Genomic DNA, 18,230 nt, shown 5'->3' on the forward strand with positions numbered 1-18,230 from the left:
GCCCCTCAAGGGCCATGGGCAGCCCCAAGGGCCCGTATCGCCACCCGGTCGCCACAGCACCGCCGCCGGATTGTCACCATGCGGTCCTAGGGAATGGGGACCCATATCGTCCGTGGAGGGAGACCTATGCGCCGCATCCTCATCATCTGCGTCCACAACAGCGCCCGCAGCCAGATGTTCGAAACCTATCTGCGGCATTTCGGCGACCCGGATTGGGTGGTGGAAAGCGCCGGCTTCGAACCCACCCGCATCAACCCTCTCGTGGTGCAGGTCATGGCCGAAGACGGCTTCGATCTTGCAGGCAAAGGGACCCAATCGGCCTTTGCGCTCTTCCGTGCCGGCCGCATGTTCGACGTCGTCGTCACAGTCTGCGGCGAGAGCGAAGACCGCTGCCCCATCTACCCAGGCATGACCCACCGCCTCCACCTGCCTTTTCCGGATCCCAGCACCCTTACCGGCACGCCCGAGGAGCAGCTCCAACAACTGCGCTCCATTCGCGACGCCATCAAGACCGCTGCCCGCGAGCTGGCAGACTGGCTCCGATCCAAGGGCCCCCTTGGCTCCCGCTGGACCCTCGTCTCCCGTTCGCCCCACGCCTAATCTTCGGCGCTGCCTGCCACCCGCAGCACTTCGTCCACGGTGGTGACGCCCGCCACCACCCGGGCCATGCCGTCCTCCAAAAGCGACGGAATGCCTTGGGCCCGCACCATGGCGCGCAACTCGGCCAAATCCACACCCCGACGCACAGCGTCCTTGAGCGGTGTATCCAAGGGCAGCACTTCGAAGATCCCCTGCCGCCCCAAAAACCCGGTGCCGCGGCAGGCCTCGCACCCACGGCCGCGCCACACCAGGGTGGTGTCCGCAAAAAAGCGCTCCAGCCCCAAAACCCGCATCTGCGCCAGGTCCACGGGCACGGATTCCTTGCAATACGGACAGATGACCCGCACGAGACGCTGGGCGATGATGCCGATGACCGCGGCGTTGATGAGATAGGCCGCAAGCCCCAAATCCAAGAGCCGGGTCAGGGCCGAGGCGGCGTCGTTGGTGTGCAGGGTCGAGAAGACCAGATGCCCGGTGAGCGCTGCCTGCACCGCCTGCTCGGCGGTCTCCAGGTCGCGCATCTCGCCCACCATGATGATGTCCGGGTCCTGGCGCAGCAAATGCCGCAGCATCCCACCGAAGGTGACGCCGATACGCGTCTGGATGCCCACCTGGTTGAACTCGTCCACCACCATCTCGATGGGGTCCTCCAAGGTGACGATGTTCACCTGCGGCGAGGCCAGGGTCTTGAGGGTGGAATAGAGGGTGGTGGATTTGCCGCTCCCCGTGGGACCGGTGACGAGGATAAGGCCATGGGTGCTGCGCACAAAACGGGTAAAGAGCGCAAGCTGCTCGGGGGTCATACCCAATTCCTCGGGGCTCTTGAGGGTGGTGTGGCTGGAGAGCAGGCGCAGCACCATCTTTTCGCCAAAGGCCACCGGGATGGTGGACACGCGCACGTCCGTGGGCGTGCCTGCCAGCATGAGCTGCACGCGGCCGTCCTGAGGGCGGCGTTTCTCGGAGATGTCCAGACGGCTCATGCCCTTCAAGCGGTTCATCATGGCCGCGTACACCGTGGCCGGGATGCGGTGCACGTCATGGAGGATGCCGTCGATGCGAAACCGGATGCGGCCGCCTTCCCGCTTGGGTTCCAAGTGGATGTCACTTGCCCGCTCCCGCAGGGCGGAACGCAAGAGGTAGTCCACCGCCTTGATGACGTGCTGCTCGGAGTCGGCGTCCACCTTTTCCGCCACCTGCACCCGGGCCTCCAGGTTCCCCAGATCCGTGCCCGCAGAAAACTGTGCCTCCGCAGCAGTAAGGGCGGCGCGAAAGCCGTAAAAGTCGTCGATGAGGCGCTCGATGTCCGAACGCACGCCCAGGGCGATGCGATACGGCGGCGGGGAGACGCGCTCCATGTCCGACCAGAGCTCCGGCCGGAAAGGGTTGTGCACCAACAGCTCCAATTGGCCATCCTGAAAGCCCAGGGGCACAAGGAGATTCGAGCGGGCAAAGCTCTCGGACACGGCTCGGGCCTTGGGATCGAACTCCACATCCAAGGGGCTCACCCGCCGCACTTCCACCCCCTCACGCAGACCCACGGCCCGCAATACCTGTTCCTCGGTGAGCCGCATGCCCTCGCCGCCGCGACTGCGCAGCCGAATGCCTAAGCCCAAAAGGAAATCCAAACCGCCGTCCGCCGCCGGGTCCACCCCCAAGGCCACGGCCCGCTCCAGCACCTTGCGCCGGGACTCGGCATCGAAGAGGCCCGCATCCACCAAGGCATCGAGCAAGTACCCAAGGCTATAGACCACCCGCCGACCTGTAACCCCCGTCATGCGTCCGCCCCCCGCAATTGGTAGCGATCCAGAATACGAGCGATGATCTCCGTGGTCCCCTGGCCAGGCACAAGGGGGATGGTGCGCACCTCACCGCCGCGGGCAAGCACCGTCTCCCGGCCCACGATGCGCTCCACCGGCCAATCCCCGCCCTTGACGAGCACGTCCGGGGCCACCTCGGCGATGAGCCGCGCCGGGGTGTCCTCGGCGAACACGATCACCGCATCCACACACGCCAAGGCCGCCAGCACCCGGGCGCGGCAGGCCACCTCATTGATGGGGCGCTGCGGCCCCTTGAGGCGGCCGATGGAGGCATCGTCGTTGAGGCCCACCACCAAATGGTCTCCCAAGGCACGGGCGGCCTCCAAATAGGCCACGTGCCCGGCGTGGAGGATGTCGAAACACCCGTTGGTGAACACCACCCGCCGCGGCCGGGGCAAGGCCTGCCACGCCGCTACGCTCATGATTTTTCCCTCCGAGCCGTTGACCATATCCTCCTCCCGGCGTAGGGTGTCGCCGCCGCATTTCTTGGAAATACGGCGGCTTTTTCGTCATTCGCTTCAGTCATGGAGGCCCCATGGCCAAACCCTGGGTCATCGCCAAGCGCCCGCTCTTCGTGCGCGACGTGGTGCGGGACTTTTGCCTCGCCGCCGCGCGCCTGGAAAGCCATTTTCACGACTATGACCGCACCGGCGCGGTGAGCTTTTCCTTTTTCGACGACATCCTTGGCCGGCAGAACAGTAAAGGGCTCCTGTGGCGTCTCAAGGACAGCGCCCACCTGCTCTTTCGCGACGAAGGAAGCGAGGTCCTGGGGGAATACCTCGATTGGGCCTTAGGGTATATCTTCCACGAGTGCATCAAACTCAAGGAAGATGCCTACCAACAGATGAATTACAAACCGAGATTCGAAAATTTGCAACAGCGGCAGGATCTGTCCCCCGAAGAGCAGCACCTAGGCGGCGAGCTCTTTGCCGTCATCAGCCAGACTTCCGAGAGTATCCGCCGGGAAGTGCAGCGGGTGCGTTTCATCCTTTTCCATTGCAAACGCATGTTCATCCGCTATCTGCCCCGGCACGCGGACAACCCCTTGCTCGCCCGTCTCTTCTACCTCCAATGGCAGCTCCTGGAACAGGCCTTTCGGAGCTACACCGAGGAACTCCTTCAGGCCATGTACGGAAGCGACCTTTCGAGGCTCTATCTCCTGGCCGCCGAGTCCCTGGAGGCCGGCGGATGGGAGCAGGAGGCCGCCGCGGCCCGGATGGATGCCGCCCACCCCCAATGGCCGCCGCGCCATACTCTTGACGAAGGCCGGGCCTTGGCCGCACAAAGACGGGAGCAACCTTCGAACCCCATAACCTAAGGATCGCGCCATGCCTCGTGTACTTTTCACCCTTGTGCTGCTCGCCCTTGCCGGCTGCTCCACCATGTGGCCCGGCAGCCGTTCCGAGGAGCCGCCCACGGCCACGGAAACCCAAGCATTCACCTACGACTTCCGTGATGTCCGCATCCCCCAAGACATGGAAATCCAAATGGACAAGTCCAACATCACCCCCGTGGGTGGAGAGCACTATGGCGTGCTCAAGTTCAAGGGTCGGGTGGAGCCCATCTCCCTGTTCGACTACTTCGCCAACTCCATGCCCAAGGACGGCTGGACGCTCATCGCCTACCAGAAGTACCAGCGCTTCCTCATGGTCTTCACCAAAGAAAACCGCGTGGCGGTGCTCACCATCGAAGAAGACCCCATCTACTACACCTGGCTCGAAGTATGGGTCTCGCCGCGGCAAAACGGCTACGGCGCCGCCCCCATGAGTGCACCGCAATCCTTCCCGGCGGCAGCGCCGGCAGGGGGCGGCTTTCCCAAACCCGTGGAAATGGAACGCACCCTGACCCAATGATCCCTCGCCACTACCTTTTCGATACCTTCCGCGGCGAGCGCGTGCATCTTGGGGTGTGTGGCTCGGTGGCGGCGTACAAGGCCCTGGAACTCACCAGGGCCTTGGTCCATTTGGAGATGCCGGTGGAAGTCACCCTCACCACGGCGGCCACCCAATTCGTCACGCCCATGGCCTTTCGCGCCGTTGGCGCCGCAGCGGTACACACCGCGCCCTTCCATCTGGAAGACCCCTTCCAGCACCTCCAGCCCGGGGAGCTCGCCCGGGCCGTGGCCGTGGTGCCCGCCACGGCCAACATCCTGGCCAAGATGGCCCACGGCCTGGCCGACGACCTCCTCTCCACCCAGCTTCTGGCCTGCCCCGGCCCGGTCCTCGTGGCCCCGGCCATGAATCCGCGCATGTGGCTGGCTTCGGCCACCCAGGCCAATGTCCAAGTGCTGCGCCAACGCGGGGTGCGCTTCGTCGGGCCGGACAGCGGGGCCGTGGCCTGCGGCGACATGGGCACCGGCCGCCTGGCACCGGTGGAAGAAATCTTCGTGGAGATCTTGCGCCTCATCACCCCCCAAGACCTGGCCGGTATGCGCATACTCGTGACCTTGGGCCCCACCCGGGAATACTTCGACCCGGCCCGCTTCTGGTCCAATCCATCCACCGGCACCATGGGCGCCAGTCTGGCGGTGGCCGCGGCCCTGCGCGGTGCGGAAGTCACGGCGGTGTGCGGCCCGGTGGATATCGCCCTGCCGCGCTCGGTGCGGCGCATCGACGTAATCTCGGCGCAGGAGATGTTCACCGCGGCCATGGACCTCTTCCCCTCGGTAGATATGGCGCTGTGTACCGCAGCGGTGGCCGACTTCCGCCCCCCCCGCCAGGAAACCAAATACAAGAAAGATGGCCAGTCCCTGGCGCTCACCTTTGCCCCCAACCCGGACATCCTCGCCGCCATGGGCAAAACCAAGGCCCCACACCAACGCCTGCTCGGCTTCGCGGCGGAAACTGGAGATCTCGCGGCCGCGGCTGCCGCCAAGTTGGAGCGCAAAAACGCCGACCTCATGGCCGCCAACCCCATCGGCCAGGCCGAAGCAGGCTTTGCCAGCCCCACCAACCGCATGGTGGTGGTGGATCGCAGCGGCCGCACCGAGTCCTGGCCCGTACTCCCCAAAACCGAAGTAGCCTGGAGGCTGCTCTCATGGCTGGCCAGCCTGTAGGGGAACGGGCGCGGCTTCTGCGCGCCATGGGCGTTGCCTGGATCATCGCCCCGAGGCGGCCAGCCCCTGTCCGCCCCCAGGCCCAAGCACCCCAACTTCCCAAGTCACGCCGCCCCCAACACCCGCCCCAGCGCCCCACGCCAGAGGCGCCGCCACGCACCACAAACCCGGCGCCCCCGGCCGCAGCGGCAGCGCGTGCGCCTTTTCCGGGGGTCCTGCGGACCCTCTTGCACGGAAAAGCACAACCGGTGCACACCCTGTGGACCTACGCCGAACTCTGGGAGGACCTCCACGCCCCACGCCCGCCCCGTCTGGAGCTCATCAAAAAGATCCAAGCCGCCTGCGCCGAACGTCTGGGCTGGGAGGCCGCCCGCATGGCCCTGTGGCCCTGCCGCTGCCCGACGCCCGAGACCTGGGAACACGGCCTTGCCCAATGGCAGCCCCGATGCCTCCTCGTCTTTGGCCAAGCAGCCATCCGCCACATCCTGCCCGAAATCCAGGCCCCATCTGTCCCTTTTCCCTGGGGCGACATGCTCGTAGTGCCCCTTCCTGACCTCGACGCCATGCTTGCCGGCGACGCCGAAGCAAAGGCCCTTGCCTGGCAGATACTCCAAGGCGTGCCCTCCTTGCCCGCGCGCACATAAGGAGGGGGGATATCCGGCCGCACGTCCCTGGTGGACGCCTGCGAAAAACCCCGCCGGACTCTCCTTCCAATGTCCGCGGCGGTCTTCGCCATCCTGCCGAAGGCCGCCGCATCTTCCCATTGTTTCACGTGAAACAATTCTCCGGTGCTTGAGGGCCATACGGCATGGGCATCGGCCCCGAAGCCGCGCTTTGCGCGCCGCGCCCATCTCTAGACGGCCCCGGCGCCTTGGGCTACAGGACGCCATCCCATTTTTCTTCAAGGAGTTGACATGCGCGTTCTCGTGACTGGCGCGGCTGGTTTCATCGGCTTTCATCTCAGCCGCCGCCTGCTGGCCGAAGGGGCCGAGGTGGTAGGGCTCGACAATCTCAACGACTACTACAGCGTGGATCTCAAAAAGGCTCGCTTGGCCCAGTTGGTAGGCTCGGGCTTTCGCTTCGTGCAGGCGGATCTGGCGGACAAGGCGGCCCTGCGGGCGCTCTTTGCCGAAGCAGGCTTCACCCACGTGGTCAACCTGGCGGCTCAGGCCGGGGTCCGCTACTCCCTCACCAACCCCGAGGCCTACGTGGAGACCAACCTGGTGGGCTTTGCCCATCTGCTCGAATGCTGCCGCCACTTTCCGGTGAAACATTTGGTGTATGCCTCGTCGAGCTCGGTCTACGGCCTCAACACCGCCATGCCCTTTTCCGTACACCACAACGTCGACCATCCCGTGAGCCTCTACGCGGCCACCAAAAAGGCCGGAGAGCTCATGGCCCACACCTACAGCCACCTCTACCGCATCCCCAGCACCGGCCTGCGGTTCTTTACGGTGTACGGCCCCTGGGGCCGACCGGACATGGCCCTGTTCCTCTTCACCAAGGCCATTTTGAACGGCGAGCCCATCACGGTCTTCAACCACGGCAAGATGCGCCGGGACTTCACCTACATCGACGACATCATCGAAGGGGTGTGGCGGGTCATGCAGCGCATTCCCGAACCCAATCCCCAGTGGGATGGTGCCCATCCGGACCCCAGCTCTTCGCTGGCCCCGTACCGGCTCTACAACATCGGCAACAACAGCAGCGTGGAGTTGGAATACTTCATCCAGGTGCTCGAAGAGACTCTGGGCAAAAAGGCCATCCGCAACTCCGTGGACATCCAGCCCGGGGACGTGCCTGCCACCTCCGCCGACGTGGATGACCTGATGCGCGATACCGGGTTTCGGCCCTCCACCCCCATTGAAGTGGGGATCCAGCGCTTTGTGGAGTGGTACCGGAGCTACCACAACGTCTAAGCCCAGGAGGGGACATGGCGCACGTCATTGCCGTTGCCAATCAAAAAGGCGGGGTGGGCAAAACCACCACCGCCGTCAACCTTGCGGCCTCCTTTGCGGCCATGGAGCGGCGCACGCTCCTCATCGACTGCGATCCCCAAGGCAACGCCACCAGCGGTGTGGGGCTCGACCCGCGGCAATGCCGCACCAATCTCTACACCGTCCTGGGGGCGCCCCAGAGCGCCGCAGCGGCCATCCGCACCACGGCAATGGACTACCTCCACGTGCTCCCGGCCACGCCGGATCTGGCTGGGGCAGAGATCGAACTCATCGACATGGAGCGCCGCGAGAGCGTCCTCGCCCAAGTGGTGGAGGCCGTGCAGCAGGACTACGCCTTTGTGCTCCTGGACTGCCCGCCGTCCCTGGGGCTCCTCACCCTCAATGCCCTGTGTGCGGCCCGCTGGATCCTCATCCCACTGCAGACCGAGTACTATGCCCTGGAAGGCATGGCGCGGCTCCTTGCCACGGTGGAGCGGGTGCGCGGCCGGCTCAACCCGCAGCTGGAGATCCTTGGCATCGTGCTCACCATGTTCGACAAGCGCAACAAGCTCTCGTTTCACGTGGAACATGAAGTGCGGGGGCATTTCCGGGACCTCACCCTGGCCACCACCATCCCCCGCAACGTGCGCCTCTCCGAGGCCCCAAGCCACGGGCAGCCGGCGCTCCTCTACGACATCCGCTCCCTGGGCACCCAAGCCTATCTCCAGCTCGCCCAGGAGATCCTGGACCTGCCGCGCCTCAGCGCTCCGGGCACGGCGGCGTGCAGGTGATGGAGACCTTGTCCTTGAAATGGCGGCGCGTGATGCGGCTCTTGCACGCCAGGCATTGGTAGGCCACCAGTCCGCCCAGGTTGGCGGCGCGCAGCATGAACTTGCGCGGCTCGTCCCGGCGCCAGTTTTCCGTCGCGGCGCCGCAGGTGGCGCACTCCACAGCCTCACAGAAGGGGTAGCGAAAGTCCCAATTTTTCTGCAAAAGCTCGTAGTCCGCCAAAGGTTCCGGGATGACCCGTTCCTGCGGACACAACCGCTCCAGGGCCGCCAGCACGGCGCGCTCCACATATGGCCACAAGGCCTCGTCGATGAGCACTCCCTGACGGTTGCCCTGAGCGTCCACAAGATACCGAATGGCATTGGCTCGATCCATGTTTCCCTCGCATTGTTGTCCGTACGGAGGAGGCATCCTCCAAAAAACACTTCATAATATCCGCTTGCCACAATGCAAGCCCAGCACTTCTTCTGGAGGAAAGACCCCATGACTGGAAGCACACGCGGCCTTGGCCGCGGCCTCGACGCCCTTTTGGGCAGCACGTCCAGCGAGCCTCAGGAAGGCTTGCAGGAAATCCCCCTCAGCCAGCTTCGGCCCAGCCCCTATCAGCCGCGGCAGCACTTCGACCCCGTTGGCCTGGAAGAGCTGGCGGCGTCCATCGCAGCCCAAGGCGTCATTCAGCCGCTCACCGTGCGGCCCATGGACAACGGCAACTACGAAATCGTGGCCGGAGAGCGCCGTTTCCGCGCCTGTCAAATGGCCGGCCTGTACACCGCCCCCTGCCTGGTGCGGAAGATGAGCGACACCGAAGCCATGGCCGTGGCCTTGGTGGAAAACCTGCAGCGGGAAGACCTCTCGCCCATGGAAGAAGCCCGCGCCCTGGAGGCCCTGCGCGTCACCCTGAACCTCACCCAGGAAGACTTGGCGGACCAGGTGGGCAAGAGCCGCTCCGCAGTGGCCAACGCCCTGCGCTTGCTCAAGCTCCCTACCTCGGTCCAGGACATGGTGGAGGACGGCCGGCTCTCCGCAGGCCATGCCCGCGCCCTCCTCGCCCTGGAGACCGAAGAGCTCATCAGCGCCGCGGCCCAGGAAGTGGTGCGGCGGGGGCTTACGGTGCGGCAGACCGAGGCCCTGGTCAAGCGCTTCCCCCCCACGCCGCCTCAGCCCAAAACCCTGCCCGCGGACATGGCGGCCTGGCACCAGCGCATGTCCGCGCGTATCCCCTGCCCCATCCAGGTACGCGGCGATGAAAAGCGCGGCCAAGTGGTCTTCTCCTACCGCAATCCCCGGGAGCGGGCCCTGCTTTTGGCCTTGATGGAAGGATTGGAGATGCCCCAATGAAGGAACTCATCGCACGCCTTGGCGGCACGCGGGTGCTCGTGGTGGGGGACGCCATGCTCGACCACTACGAGTGGGGCGAGGTGCACCGCATCTCACCGGAAGCGCCGGTGCCCATCGTTCAGGTTACCCGGCAGGAGTGGAAGCTCGGCGGGGCAGGCAACGTCGCGGCCAATGTGGCCGCCTTGGGCGGAGCCCCCACCCTGGTGGCCATCCGCGGTACCGACGAGGCCGGAGAGCGCCTGGAGGCCCTGTGTACCCGCGCCGGATTTGCCGTCAGTCTCGTGGACTGCCCGGCGCGGGAGACCACCCGCAAGACCCGGGTCATGGCCGGCCATCAGCAGATGCTGCGCATCGACCACGAAAGCACGGGACCGCTGCCTGCGGCAAGCGCCCTGCTCCTGCGGGAGACCGCGAAAAGGCACCTGGATGCCGCCGCCGTGGTGGTCTCGGACTACGGCAAGGGGGCAGTGCACGCGGAGCTCCTCCAGGACCTGGCCGCCCACCCACGGGTGTTCCTGGATCCCAAGACCTGCAACTACCCCCTCTACCGTCAGGCGTATTGCATGACCCCCAACACCAAGGAGGGCAGTGAGGGCTCCGGCATCACCATCACCGATCCCGCCTCGGCTATCGCTGCAGGCCGGGTGCTTTTGCAGCGCTACGGTCTTGCCACCCTGGTGCTCACCTTGGGGGCTGACGGCATGGCCGTGTTCGTGCCCGGCGAAGGGGTCTTCCACGTACCCACCATGGCCCAGCAGGTATTCGATGTCACCGGCGCCGGGGATACGGTCATCGCCACCTTGGCCCTGAGCGTGGGCGCCGGCGCGGATCTTCTCACCGCCGCCATGCTGGCCAACCTGGCCGCTGGCATCGTGGTGGGCAAGATCGGCACCGCGGCGCCCAGTGTGGAAGAACTTACCGGCGCCCTGGAGGCCCACGCCGGACTGCGGCCGGAGAAATGGGCGGAACTGCCCAAGAATCTGGGCTAGGACGGGGTTCCCGTCAGCTCGCAGGCCCCGCCGCAGCACGCCCCGCCCAAGGCCGTGTAGGCCGCCAGGATACGGCTTTCCTTTTCCAGGCGCTCCGGGGCCAGGGGCGGACAGGGATGGGCAGCCGCAAGGCCCGGCAGCTCCTCCCAACGGGGCACGGCGTACCAGCCTTCTCCCAGGGTGCTGCCGTCCTGGGCGGCCACGAGCAAGATGCGCTTGGAGTCCGTGACCAGCACCACGGGAAAGGGTTGGGGCTGGTGCACCCGCGCCGCGGCAACACTTTCGCGCACGAAGGTGCCCACCTCGCCGGGACAGAAGAACAGGGCAAGAAGCGGGGTTCCGTCTTCGGCAAAGGCGGCGATATCCACCGAGAACCGCTCCTCACGGCCGTCCACCTGGGCGCGCACGGCGTACTTGGGCCGCAAGAGGTGGCGCGGGTAGCCCTTTTCCTCCACGAGCATGCGTGCCAGGCCCTGGCGCAAATCTTCGTAGGTGGAGTCCTGGATGCTCGCACCAGTCAAATAATCCGTAATCACCCGTTCAAAAAAGACTTCGTGCATACAGACCTCCTCACTGCTCGCGTCCACTGGGCATGAAGAAAAAAGACGCTCTCGCCCCTTGCCCTGAGAAATCGAAAAAGCATACTCTGTTTGGAGCAACGCCCCGGAAAAACGGGGCCATGGAACCCATACGCCTATTGCGTCTGTCGAGGCCACTCATGAGCACCCCCCTGCTTTTTCGCAAAACCCTCTTCCACATCTGCGACGGCCTCGGCGCCGGGCTCTCCCGCTTCTCGGGCCCCAGCCGCGTGGCCGTGGTGTACGCCCTTGAGGACACCGGGCCGGTGTTCATCCACGACCCCCAAGATCTGCTGCGGGAGCACGAACCCAAGATCCGCGAAATCTTCTCCCGCTTTCCGCCGCCCCTGTGCCCTGCGGGTCCTGCCTACGACGGATTCATCCCCTGCGCGGACGTCCAGCTCTCGGGCATCATCTCTTTCGGCGCCCGCTCGGCGCCTCTGCCCCTGCAGATGTGGTTCACGGACCATCACCCGGACATCTGCTCCGTGCTCCCCACCCAGCGCTGGCTGGAACAGGCCTGCCGCCTCATGGTGCAGAGCATGGAAAGCCGGGCCTGCACCGTGGAGAACGCGGGGTTCATCCTCCATGACTTTGCCCTGCACGCGGTGCGGGACGCCATCGTGGATGAACGCAGCCGCAGCATCATGGATTCTCGCCTGCGGGTGTACACGGTGCTCGCAGCCATCCTCGACCTGTCCAAGGCCCGAGAGGAAGGCCGCCTGCCCGTGGGTGAGATGGCCTTCGTGGAGCCCGACCTGGTGGACACCATCCACTATATGGCCAAGCTCGATCCGCACGAGCGGCCCCTGCTCCAGGACACCAAACACGTGCGCAAACTCCTTCAGGCCGTGGAAGGCACCCGCCACCGGCTGGTGTGCGACGGCACCCACATCATCGGCATCGGCGCAGGCAGGCTGCCCGACTATTCCATTGGCGCCGAGTTTCTCGGCAGCTACGGGTTCATCAGCCTGCAGGAGGAAAAGATCTGCAGCTTCGCCGATGGGAGTCTCCACTCCTCCACCCGCGAGCCCATCCTCGTGGCCCTGGAAGAAACCCTGGTGGAGATGCGCTGGCCCGCGCACCACATCTACGGCATCATGCACATGGTGCTCGAGATCGTCAAAAGCGCCCAGGAGCGGCGGCATGGCTGCGCCCTCATCCTGGATTACGGCACGCCGCTTGCCCACACCTCCGGCCAGCGCCTCACCTCCGCCCTCAATCTCCGGCGGCTGGCGGAGCTGGATCTGGCCAAGACCCTGGCCCGGGTGGACGGCGCCCTGCACATCGATATCCGCACCCTGCGTCTCGTGGCCTTCGCCACCCTCATGGACGGCAAGGCCGTACCCGGCGAGAGTCGAGCGCGCGGGGCCCGCTACAACTCCGCCCTGCGGTTTTCCGCCGAACACCCGGACCTCTTCGTGGTGGTGGTGAGCGCCGACCGCCCCATCTCCATCATCCAGCACGGGGCCGAACTCTCCACCCGCTGCGAATGGCAGCCCCAAGGGCGGGACGTGGGCAGTCCGCTCCCCCTGGAGCAGTGGGCGTCGCCCTAGCCGCGCCTGAGGCGCAGCACCCCGTCGCTTGCCCGCAAGTGGATGTCCATCTGCGGGAAGGCGATCTCGATGCCCGCCTCGCGGAACTTCTGGTCAATGGCCTCGCGCAGCTCCGATGGGGCGCTTACGGAGAAATCCACGTGCCGCAGCCAGACCCGCAGGATGAAGTCCAGCGAGCTGGCGCCAAAGTTGGCGAAGATTACCTGCGGCGCTGGTGCGGACAAGACCGCGGGATGCTCGACCGCGGCTTCCAGCAATAGGGCTTTGACGCGGGCGATGTCCGATCCGTAGGCCACGCCCACGGCGATATCGCGCCGGATGCGCGGGTCGTTTTTGTGCGTCCAGTTGGTGAGGCGGCCGGAGATGAGCTCGGAATTGGGGATGAGGATGGTGGCGTTGTCGAAAGTCTGTACCTCGGTGTTGCGGATGTTGACATTGCGCACCACGGCCCAGAGGCCGTCGAGTTCGATGATGTCTCCAGGCCGCAGCGAGCGGTCGAAGAGCAGAATCATGCCGCTCACGAAGTTGTTGATGAGGGTCTGCAGGCCAAAACCGATGCCCACGGACAGACCGCCGGCGATGACCGCCAGGTTGGTGAGGCTGACACCCAAGAGGTGCATGGCCACCAGGCCAAAGCAGAGCCACAGACAGTAGATGCCCACCCGGGCGAGCGATGCCTTGCCGCCCCGGTCGAGCCCCGCCACCACGGTCTCGTTCTCCAGCATACTCCGCCAGGCCGCAGCCAGGGAGCGCACCACCTGAAAGAGCAGAAACACCATGACCACACGCAGGAAATTGAAGGAAAATTCCCCCCAATTGAACTGCAAGGTGGAGAGACGCTCGAAGACCATGTTGGAGCCCAGCTGCACCGCCAGCCAGCCAAGCACCGAGAAAATCATGCCCGTCCACACCACAAGGGAGGCGAGACTGGTCAGAAGCTCCACCGCCAAGGCGCGCCACCCCTCACGCTTGTTCATGGCTGCGGACGAATGGGCCAAGGCCACGACCCCCAAGGCCAACTGCCCGGCCACGGCCCCCACGCACCACAGCTCACCTCCCAAAAGCGCCAACCGTGCCCGACCGGAAAAGGCCACGAGCACCAAGAAAAACATCACCCACGGGTTCAGGCGTCGGATCCAGATCTCATAGAGGAAGGCTGGCTGCAGCATGCCCATGCCCAGGGAGGTGCACACCACCAGGGCAAGCCATACGCCATGGAAGAGCCACAGCGGCAACCGCAGCAGCTCCAGGACGATGGAGCAGCCAAAAAAGGCCACTAAAGGAAGAAGGGGCTGCCACGTCCACGTCTTGGGGTGGGCAAGGAGACGGAGCCGCCACCCCAAGGACTGGGCCCCACCGACGATCAGCGCGTGCGTGGCCACGAGCAGCACCGAAGTTTGGCTCACCCGGCCGGAAAAAAACGCGGCCAAGAGCGAAACCCCCAGAGAAAGGGAAAGAATGGCTGTGGCCGTGGCCACATGCCGCCCCGAAGAGCGCGGAGGGAAAAGCGGCGCCAGACGGCGATACACGATGAGCCCCAACGCGGAAAAGGGGAGCCAGAACAGCACGAGCACACCGAGGAGCCCCTGGTCTTCGCGAACGATGGAGGCCCATTGGGAGCCTAAGAGTAGGCGCATGTTGACGCCCCACTCCGCCAAGTCCTGCAGCGCCTCCGCCCATCCCAAGGGCCACAGGCGAAAGGGCTTGGGCTCAAGGAACTCGGACTCCCAGATCTGCGGGAGCTTTTCCTGGAATTGCGCCACCAAAGCCGCTGCCCGCTGCTGGGCCGTCGTGTATTGGCCAAAAAGCTTGTCGATGCGGTTACTGAGCGCGCCCAGGACCTGCACCAATTTGCTTCCCCGCGTGCGGATGTCCACGAGCCCGGCACGCACATCCTTATCCAGGGTCGCGGCCCACTTGCGTTCCAACTCTTCCGCCAGGGCGGCGGCGGCGCTGTTTTTGAGATTCAAATCCCGGGCGAGGTTTTCCAGGGGGGCGCGCTCTTTCTCCAAATTGCGGGCCACGAACTGGGCCTCGGCCAGGGCGGCGCGCATGTCGTAGGGATTGGAGAGCATGAGCCGCGCCACCACCTCCAAGGCCTGAAGCCGTTCCCCCATGCGATCCAAAATCTGGGCATGCGTGGTCTCGGCATCCCCTACCGCGCTCTGTGCGGCATCCACCTCGCGAGCCAGACGATCGAGCTCCAGGTTTTTGAACTGCAAAAACGACTCCAAGACCTGGTCCGCGGCCGCAGGCTGCGTATCCGCCCAGGCCGAGGGCAGGACACAAAAGCCCGCGCACAGCACCCAAAAAACCCAGAGCAGCCATCTAGCGAACATATTTCCACTCCCGAAGGCGCCGCAGGGCATACTGGGCCTGAGGCCCAGAGCGCACCTGGACAAGATAGCGGCGATAGTCCTCAGCCGCGGCCTGCCGATCGCCCATGGCATCCAAGGCGTAGCCGCGCCAGAAAATCGAGGTGGGGTTTTCCGGCAACAGGCGCAGCGCCTCCGAAAAATCCTGCACCGCCTCGGCAAAACGGCGCAGCCGCACTGCAGCCAAGCCATGGACGATGGCCCCTTGCGCCTCCGTGGGATTCACGGCGCGGGCGCGCTGGGCGCTCTGCAACGCCGCCTGTGCCATGTCCGCGGCAAGCTCGGCCCGCGCCAAAAGCACCAAGGCCGCGTAGTCATCGGGCAGAAAGGAAAGGACCTGCTGGCACAGGGCCCTCGCCTGGGCGGGCTGCTTGTTCCCCAAGGCGCGCTGGGCCGCCTCAAGGCGCTCCAAGGCCGGGAGTTGGGCACGCAGCCGCGCCGTGGCCGCCGCAAAGCGCTCGCGGCGCCGGGGCCGGGAGAGGGCCGCGGCGTAGCGCTGGCGGGCCAGGGACTGGGCCTGGGTAAAACGCTCGTCACTCATGGGGTGGGTGGCAAAGAGAACCTCCACCAGGCCCGGCTCGCGCGTGGAGAGCCCGCGCAGCATGGCCATGAGGTCCACCATGCCTTGGGGCGAGTACCCCGCAGCCACCATGTACGCCATGCCCAGGCTGTCGGCCTCGCGCTCGTCGTCGCGGCTGTATTGGGCAAGGAGCATCCCCGCCCCCAAGCTGGCCACATCGCCTGCCACATCCTGCAGGCCCGGTTTGGCCGCACCCAGGGCCGCCACGGCGCCGCCCAAGACCACGGAAAGGACCGTACCGCTGGAGAGGCGCGCCGCGGTATGTCGGGCGCTCACGTGGCCGATCTCGTGCCCCACAAGGGCGGCAAGCTCATCTTCGCTTTCCAGGCGCGCCAAAATCCCCCGGGTCACGGCGATGCTGCCGCCGGGAAAGGCGTAGGCATTGGCATACGGCGCGTTCACCACCCGAAAGGAGTACGGCATCTGCGGTCGGTGGCTCTGACGGGCCACAGCCAGCCCCACTTCAGTCACGTAGGCGTTCAGGGCCGCGTCCTGCATTGGCCCGAAATCCGCCGAAAACTGCTGGGGGGACTGACGCCGATCCATGGCGATCTCATCGTCCTCGCCCACGAGCATGAGTTGATTGCGGCCGGTGACGGGATTGACGGCGCACCCGGAGAGCACCGGGGCCGCGGCCGAGGCCGCGAGAAAGGCAAGAAAACGGCGGCGGGAAAGCATGGGGCGTCCTCCTCGCCCTCCCCCTATCGTCAGCGCCGCCGTCAGGGCAAGGGCACATCCCACGATGTTCAGCGCCCCCTCCGCTTCTTCCCGGCATTTTGGCCCTGCGGCGTGTGCAAGCCCCCAGGAGAGCTCGCATTGACGCCATGGGAATTTCGCTCCTTTTGACTTCCCATGCCCCCGTGGGTACACAACAAACGTCTCCTTTTCCGGCATGGAGGTTTCCATGGAACGCAAGAAACTGCCCATCGGCATCCAGACCTTTGCCAAAATCCGCCAGGAAAACTGCTATTACGTGGACAAAACGCCGTTCGTGGCGCACCTGGCCGAAAACGGCGGCTACTATTTCCTCTCCCGGCCGCGGCGCTTCGGTAAATCCCTCTTCCTCGATACCCTGGCCGAGGCCTTTGCGGCAAACCGTGCGCTCTTTTCCGGCCTCTACTTGGAAAATCACTGGGACTGGGAAAGGCGCCATCCGGTGATCCGGCTCTCTTTTGCCGAGGGACGGCTGCAGCAGGCCGATCAGTTGGAAGAACATATCCACGAGATCCTGACGGAAAATGCGGAGCGCCTCGGGGTGTCCATCGATCCTGCGCCCAAAGATGTCCACCTGCGCTTCGGTCAGCTCATCAGCCGCGCGGCAGAACAGCATGGGCGCCAGGCCGTGGTGCTCATCGACGAGTACGACAAACCCATTCTCGACAATCTCACCGATCCGGACACGGCGCGGGCCATGCGCGAGGGCCTGCGCAACCTCTACTCCGTGCTCAAGGGGCGGGATGCGGACCTGCGCTTCGTCTTCCTCACCGGGGTCTCCAAGTTCAGCAAGGTGAGCCTCTTTTCCGGGCTCAACAACCTCAACGACATCACCGTGGATGAGCGCTATGCCACCATCTGCGGCTACACGGAAGCGGACCTGGATGCGGTCTTTGCCCCGGAGTTTACCGCCGCTGCCCAGGATGGTCGTCCATTTGACCGGGACGTGGTGCGCGCCTGGTACAACGGCTACCGCTGGGGTACAGAAGAGAGCGTGTACAACCCCTTCGACGTACTGCTCCTTTTCGACAAACGCCAGTTCCGCTCCTGGTGGTTCGAGACCGCCACCCCCACCTTTCTCGTGGAGTGGCTCATGCGCCATCAGTTCTTCACCCCGCGTCTCGAGCGCCTCTATGCCAGCGAGGCCCTGCTCTCCGCCTTCGATGTGGATGGTATCGAACCTGAGGCGCTTTTGTGGCAGACCGGGTATCTCACCATCGGCGAGGTGCTGCGCGAAGGCGATCTCCTCCTCTATGGGCTCACCCTCCCCAACCGCGAGGTGCGCATGGCCCTCAATACGGCCCTGACCCGCGCCTTGGTGCCCGGTTTTCGCGACGAAGCATCGCTTTTCGTGCTGCGCATCCTGCGAAGCGGCGACGCCCATGCCCTCAAAGAGCACATGATGCGCCTTTTTGCGGGCATCCCCGCAGACTGGTACCGCAAAAACCCCATGGCCCGGTACGAAGGCTATTTTGCCAGCGTGTTCTATAGTCACCTGGCAGCAGTGGGGGTCACCATCATCCCCGAGGACGTGAGCCACCTGGGCCGCTGCGACCTCACCGTGCGGGCAGGAGACGTCGCCTGGGTCCTGGAATTCAAATTGGTGGACGGCGAAGCGCCCACCGGTGCGGCCCTTACCCAGCTCCAAGCCAAAAACTACGCCGCCAAATACCGCGCCCCGGGGGTCACGGTCATCGAAGTCGGCGTGGAGTTCAGCACGGCCAAGCGCCAGATCGTAGGCTGGGAGGTGGCATAACGCGAGTCCCCCCAAACCGGCCTTGAAGTGCTTCTATCGCCGCCCCCGGCATTTCCTCCCAAGCCCGCTCCCAAACAACACCAGCCAGGAAACTCCCGGCCTGGCGCGCTCCGAAGAGGTGGCCCGCATGGTGTGCGACCTCAAAA

General features: G+C 65.2%; 17 protein-coding genes. 11 read left to right on the top strand and 6 right to left on the bottom strand.

What is annotated here, in order from left to right; genetic code table 11:
- Positions 1–126 precede the first annotated feature (126 nt).
- Entirely contained in the window at positions 127–600 is a 474-nt protein-coding gene (locus tag QMF81_RS01490) for an arsenate reductase ArsC (protein ID WP_281751334.1), read from the top strand.
- Here the strand turns inward: QMF81_RS01490 and QMF81_RS01495 are convergent.
- Positions 597–2,375: a GspE/PulE family protein gene (locus QMF81_RS01495; RefSeq protein ID WP_281751335.1), complete on the bottom strand. Its 1,779-nt coding sequence runs from the start codon at positions 2,373–2,375 to the stop codon at positions 597–599. The genes QMF81_RS01490 and QMF81_RS01495 overlap by 4 nt on opposite strands.
- Positions 2,372–2,866, bottom strand: a complete 495-nt coding sequence (rfaE2, locus tag QMF81_RS01500; RefSeq protein WP_281751337.1) for a D-glycero-beta-D-manno-heptose 1-phosphate adenylyltransferase — start codon at positions 2,864–2,866, stop codon at positions 2,372–2,374. The genes QMF81_RS01495 and rfaE2 overlap by 4 nt, the downstream gene beginning before the upstream one ends.
- An 86-nt stretch (positions 2,867–2,952) precedes the next feature.
- Here rfaE2 and QMF81_RS01505 point away from each other — a divergent pair, with 86 nt between their 5' ends.
- The 6 genes from QMF81_RS01505 (at position 2,953) to QMF81_RS01530 (ending at position 8,200) form a co-directional block, all read left to right on the top strand.
- Positions 2,953–3,735 carry a hypothetical protein gene (locus QMF81_RS01505; protein ID WP_281751340.1) on the top strand — a complete coding sequence of 261 codons (783 nt, stop codon included), beginning with the start codon at positions 2,953–2,955 and terminating at the stop codon, positions 3,733–3,735.
- A 10-nt stretch (positions 3,736–3,745) separates the two neighbouring features.
- The gene (locus QMF81_RS01510; protein ID WP_281751342.1) at positions 3,746–4,270 is read left to right on the top strand and encodes a hypothetical protein; all 525 of its coding nucleotides are present in this window, start codon (positions 3,746–3,748) and stop codon (positions 4,268–4,270) included.
- Entirely contained in the window at positions 4,267–5,472 is a 1,206-nt protein-coding gene (coaBC, locus tag QMF81_RS01515) for a bifunctional phosphopantothenoylcysteine decarboxylase/phosphopantothenate--cysteine ligase CoaBC (RefSeq protein WP_281751343.1), read from the top strand. The genes QMF81_RS01510 and coaBC overlap by 4 nt, the downstream gene beginning before the upstream one ends.
- On the top strand, positions 5,454–6,116 hold the full coding sequence (locus QMF81_RS01520) for a hypothetical protein (protein ID WP_281751345.1): 663 nt from the start codon (positions 5,454–5,456) through the stop codon (positions 6,114–6,116). Before coaBC ends, QMF81_RS01520 begins: the two co-directional genes overlap by 19 nt.
- Positions 6,117–6,386: 270 nt before the next feature.
- Complete coding sequence (locus tag QMF81_RS01525) at positions 6,387–7,391, top strand: NAD-dependent epimerase (protein WP_281751347.1); 1,005 nt, start codon at positions 6,387–6,389, stop codon at positions 7,389–7,391.
- A 14-nt stretch (positions 7,392–7,405) separates the two neighbouring features.
- Positions 7,406–8,200: an AAA family ATPase gene (locus tag QMF81_RS01530; RefSeq protein WP_281751348.1), complete on the top strand. Its 795-nt coding sequence runs from the start codon at positions 7,406–7,408 to the stop codon at positions 8,198–8,200.
- Here the strand turns inward: QMF81_RS01530 and QMF81_RS01535 are convergent.
- Entirely contained in the window at positions 8,169–8,573 is a 405-nt protein-coding gene (locus QMF81_RS01535; RefSeq protein ID WP_281751350.1) for a hypothetical protein, read from the bottom strand. The genes QMF81_RS01530 and QMF81_RS01535 overlap by 32 nt on opposite strands.
- A 108-nt stretch (positions 8,574–8,681) precedes the next feature.
- Here QMF81_RS01535 and QMF81_RS01540 point away from each other — a divergent pair, with 108 nt between their 5' ends.
- Together QMF81_RS01540 and QMF81_RS01545 are read left to right on the top strand one after the other, a co-directional pair.
- Positions 8,682–9,536 (top strand): ParB/RepB/Spo0J family partition protein, encoded by an 855-nt coding sequence (locus QMF81_RS01540; RefSeq protein WP_281751352.1) that lies wholly within the window; start codon positions 8,682–8,684, stop codon positions 9,534–9,536.
- Positions 9,533–10,525 (top strand): PfkB family carbohydrate kinase, encoded by a 993-nt coding sequence (locus tag QMF81_RS01545; RefSeq protein WP_281751354.1) that lies wholly within the window; start codon positions 9,533–9,535, stop codon positions 10,523–10,525. Before QMF81_RS01540 ends, QMF81_RS01545 begins: the two co-directional genes overlap by 4 nt.
- Here QMF81_RS01545 and QMF81_RS01550 read toward each other — a convergent pair.
- Positions 10,522–11,085, bottom strand: a complete 564-nt coding sequence (locus QMF81_RS01550; protein ID WP_281751356.1) for a type I restriction enzyme HsdR N-terminal domain-containing protein — start codon at positions 11,083–11,085, stop codon at positions 10,522–10,524. The two genes, QMF81_RS01545 and QMF81_RS01550, sit on opposite strands and share 4 nt — an antisense overlap.
- 158 nt (positions 11,086–11,243) lie before the next feature.
- On the opposite strand from QMF81_RS01550, the gene QMF81_RS01555 reads away from it, so the two are divergent.
- The gene (locus QMF81_RS01555) at positions 11,244–12,659 is read left to right on the top strand and encodes a DNA integrity scanning protein DisA nucleotide-binding domain protein (RefSeq protein ID WP_281751358.1); all 1,416 of its coding nucleotides are present in this window, start codon (positions 11,244–11,246) and stop codon (positions 12,657–12,659) included.
- Here QMF81_RS01555 and QMF81_RS01560 read toward each other — a convergent pair.
- The gene (locus tag QMF81_RS01560) at positions 12,656–14,998 is read right to left on the bottom strand and encodes a mechanosensitive ion channel domain-containing protein (protein WP_281751360.1); all 2,343 of its coding nucleotides are present in this window, start codon (positions 14,996–14,998) and stop codon (positions 12,656–12,658) included. The genes QMF81_RS01555 and QMF81_RS01560 overlap by 4 nt on opposite strands.
- Positions 14,988–16,292, bottom strand: a complete 1,305-nt coding sequence (locus tag QMF81_RS01565; protein ID WP_281751362.1) for a M48 family metalloprotease — start codon at positions 16,290–16,292, stop codon at positions 14,988–14,990. The genes QMF81_RS01560 and QMF81_RS01565 overlap by 11 nt, the downstream gene beginning before the upstream one ends.
- Positions 16,293–16,518: 226 nt before the next feature.
- Here QMF81_RS01565 and QMF81_RS01570 point away from each other — a divergent pair, with 226 nt between their 5' ends.
- On the top strand, positions 16,519–18,084 hold the full coding sequence (locus tag QMF81_RS01570; protein ID WP_281751364.1) for an ATP-binding protein: 1,566 nt from the start codon (positions 16,519–16,521) through the stop codon (positions 18,082–18,084).
- The last annotated feature ends 146 nt before the right edge of the window (positions 18,085–18,230 follow it).

This window comes from Thermodesulfomicrobium sp. WS (assembly GCF_027925145.1).
In the GTDB taxonomy this organism is placed as follows: domain Bacteria; phylum Desulfobacterota; class Desulfovibrionia; order Desulfovibrionales; family Desulfomicrobiaceae; genus Thermodesulfomicrobium.

What these genes read in the sequence shown, in the direction of transcription:
- QMF81_RS01490 (WP_281751334.1), top strand. Translation starts at nt 127, where the DNA reads ATGCGCCGCATCCTCATCATCTGCGTCCACAACAGCGCCCGCAGCCAG.
- QMF81_RS01495 (WP_281751335.1), bottom strand. Translation starts at nt 2,375, where the DNA reads ATGACGGGGGTTACAGGTCGGCGGGTGGTCTATAGCCTTGGGTACTTG.
- rfaE2 (WP_281751337.1), bottom strand. Translation starts at nt 2,866, where the DNA reads ATGGTCAACGGCTCGGAGGGAAAAATCATGAGCGTAGCGGCGTGGCAG.
- QMF81_RS01505 (WP_281751340.1), top strand. Translation starts at nt 2,953, where the DNA reads ATGGCCAAACCCTGGGTCATCGCCAAGCGCCCGCTCTTCGTGCGCGAC.
- QMF81_RS01510 (WP_281751342.1), top strand. Translation starts at nt 3,746, where the DNA reads ATGCCTCGTGTACTTTTCACCCTTGTGCTGCTCGCCCTTGCCGGCTGC.
- coaBC (WP_281751343.1), top strand. Translation starts at nt 4,267, where the DNA reads ATGATCCCTCGCCACTACCTTTTCGATACCTTCCGCGGCGAGCGCGTG.
- QMF81_RS01520 (WP_281751345.1), top strand. Translation starts at nt 5,454, where the DNA reads ATGGCTGGCCAGCCTGTAGGGGAACGGGCGCGGCTTCTGCGCGCCATG.
- QMF81_RS01525 (WP_281751347.1), top strand. Translation starts at nt 6,387, where the DNA reads ATGCGCGTTCTCGTGACTGGCGCGGCTGGTTTCATCGGCTTTCATCTC.
- QMF81_RS01530 (WP_281751348.1), top strand. Translation starts at nt 7,406, where the DNA reads ATGGCGCACGTCATTGCCGTTGCCAATCAAAAAGGCGGGGTGGGCAAA.
- QMF81_RS01535 (WP_281751350.1), bottom strand. Translation starts at nt 8,573, where the DNA reads ATGGATCGAGCCAATGCCATTCGGTATCTTGTGGACGCTCAGGGCAAC.
- QMF81_RS01540 (WP_281751352.1), top strand. Translation starts at nt 8,682, where the DNA reads ATGACTGGAAGCACACGCGGCCTTGGCCGCGGCCTCGACGCCCTTTTG.
- QMF81_RS01545 (WP_281751354.1), top strand. Translation starts at nt 9,533, where the DNA reads ATGAAGGAACTCATCGCACGCCTTGGCGGCACGCGGGTGCTCGTGGTG.
- QMF81_RS01550 (WP_281751356.1), bottom strand. Translation starts at nt 11,085, where the DNA reads ATGCACGAAGTCTTTTTTGAACGGGTGATTACGGATTATTTGACTGGT.
- QMF81_RS01555 (WP_281751358.1), top strand. Translation starts at nt 11,244, where the DNA reads ATGAGCACCCCCCTGCTTTTTCGCAAAACCCTCTTCCACATCTGCGAC.
- QMF81_RS01560 (WP_281751360.1), bottom strand. Translation starts at nt 14,998, where the DNA reads ATGTTCGCTAGATGGCTGCTCTGGGTTTTTTGGGTGCTGTGCGCGGGC.
- QMF81_RS01565 (WP_281751362.1), bottom strand. Translation starts at nt 16,292, where the DNA reads ATGCTTTCCCGCCGCCGTTTTCTTGCCTTTCTCGCGGCCTCGGCCGCG.
- QMF81_RS01570 (WP_281751364.1), top strand. Translation starts at nt 16,519, where the DNA reads ATGGAACGCAAGAAACTGCCCATCGGCATCCAGACCTTTGCCAAAATC.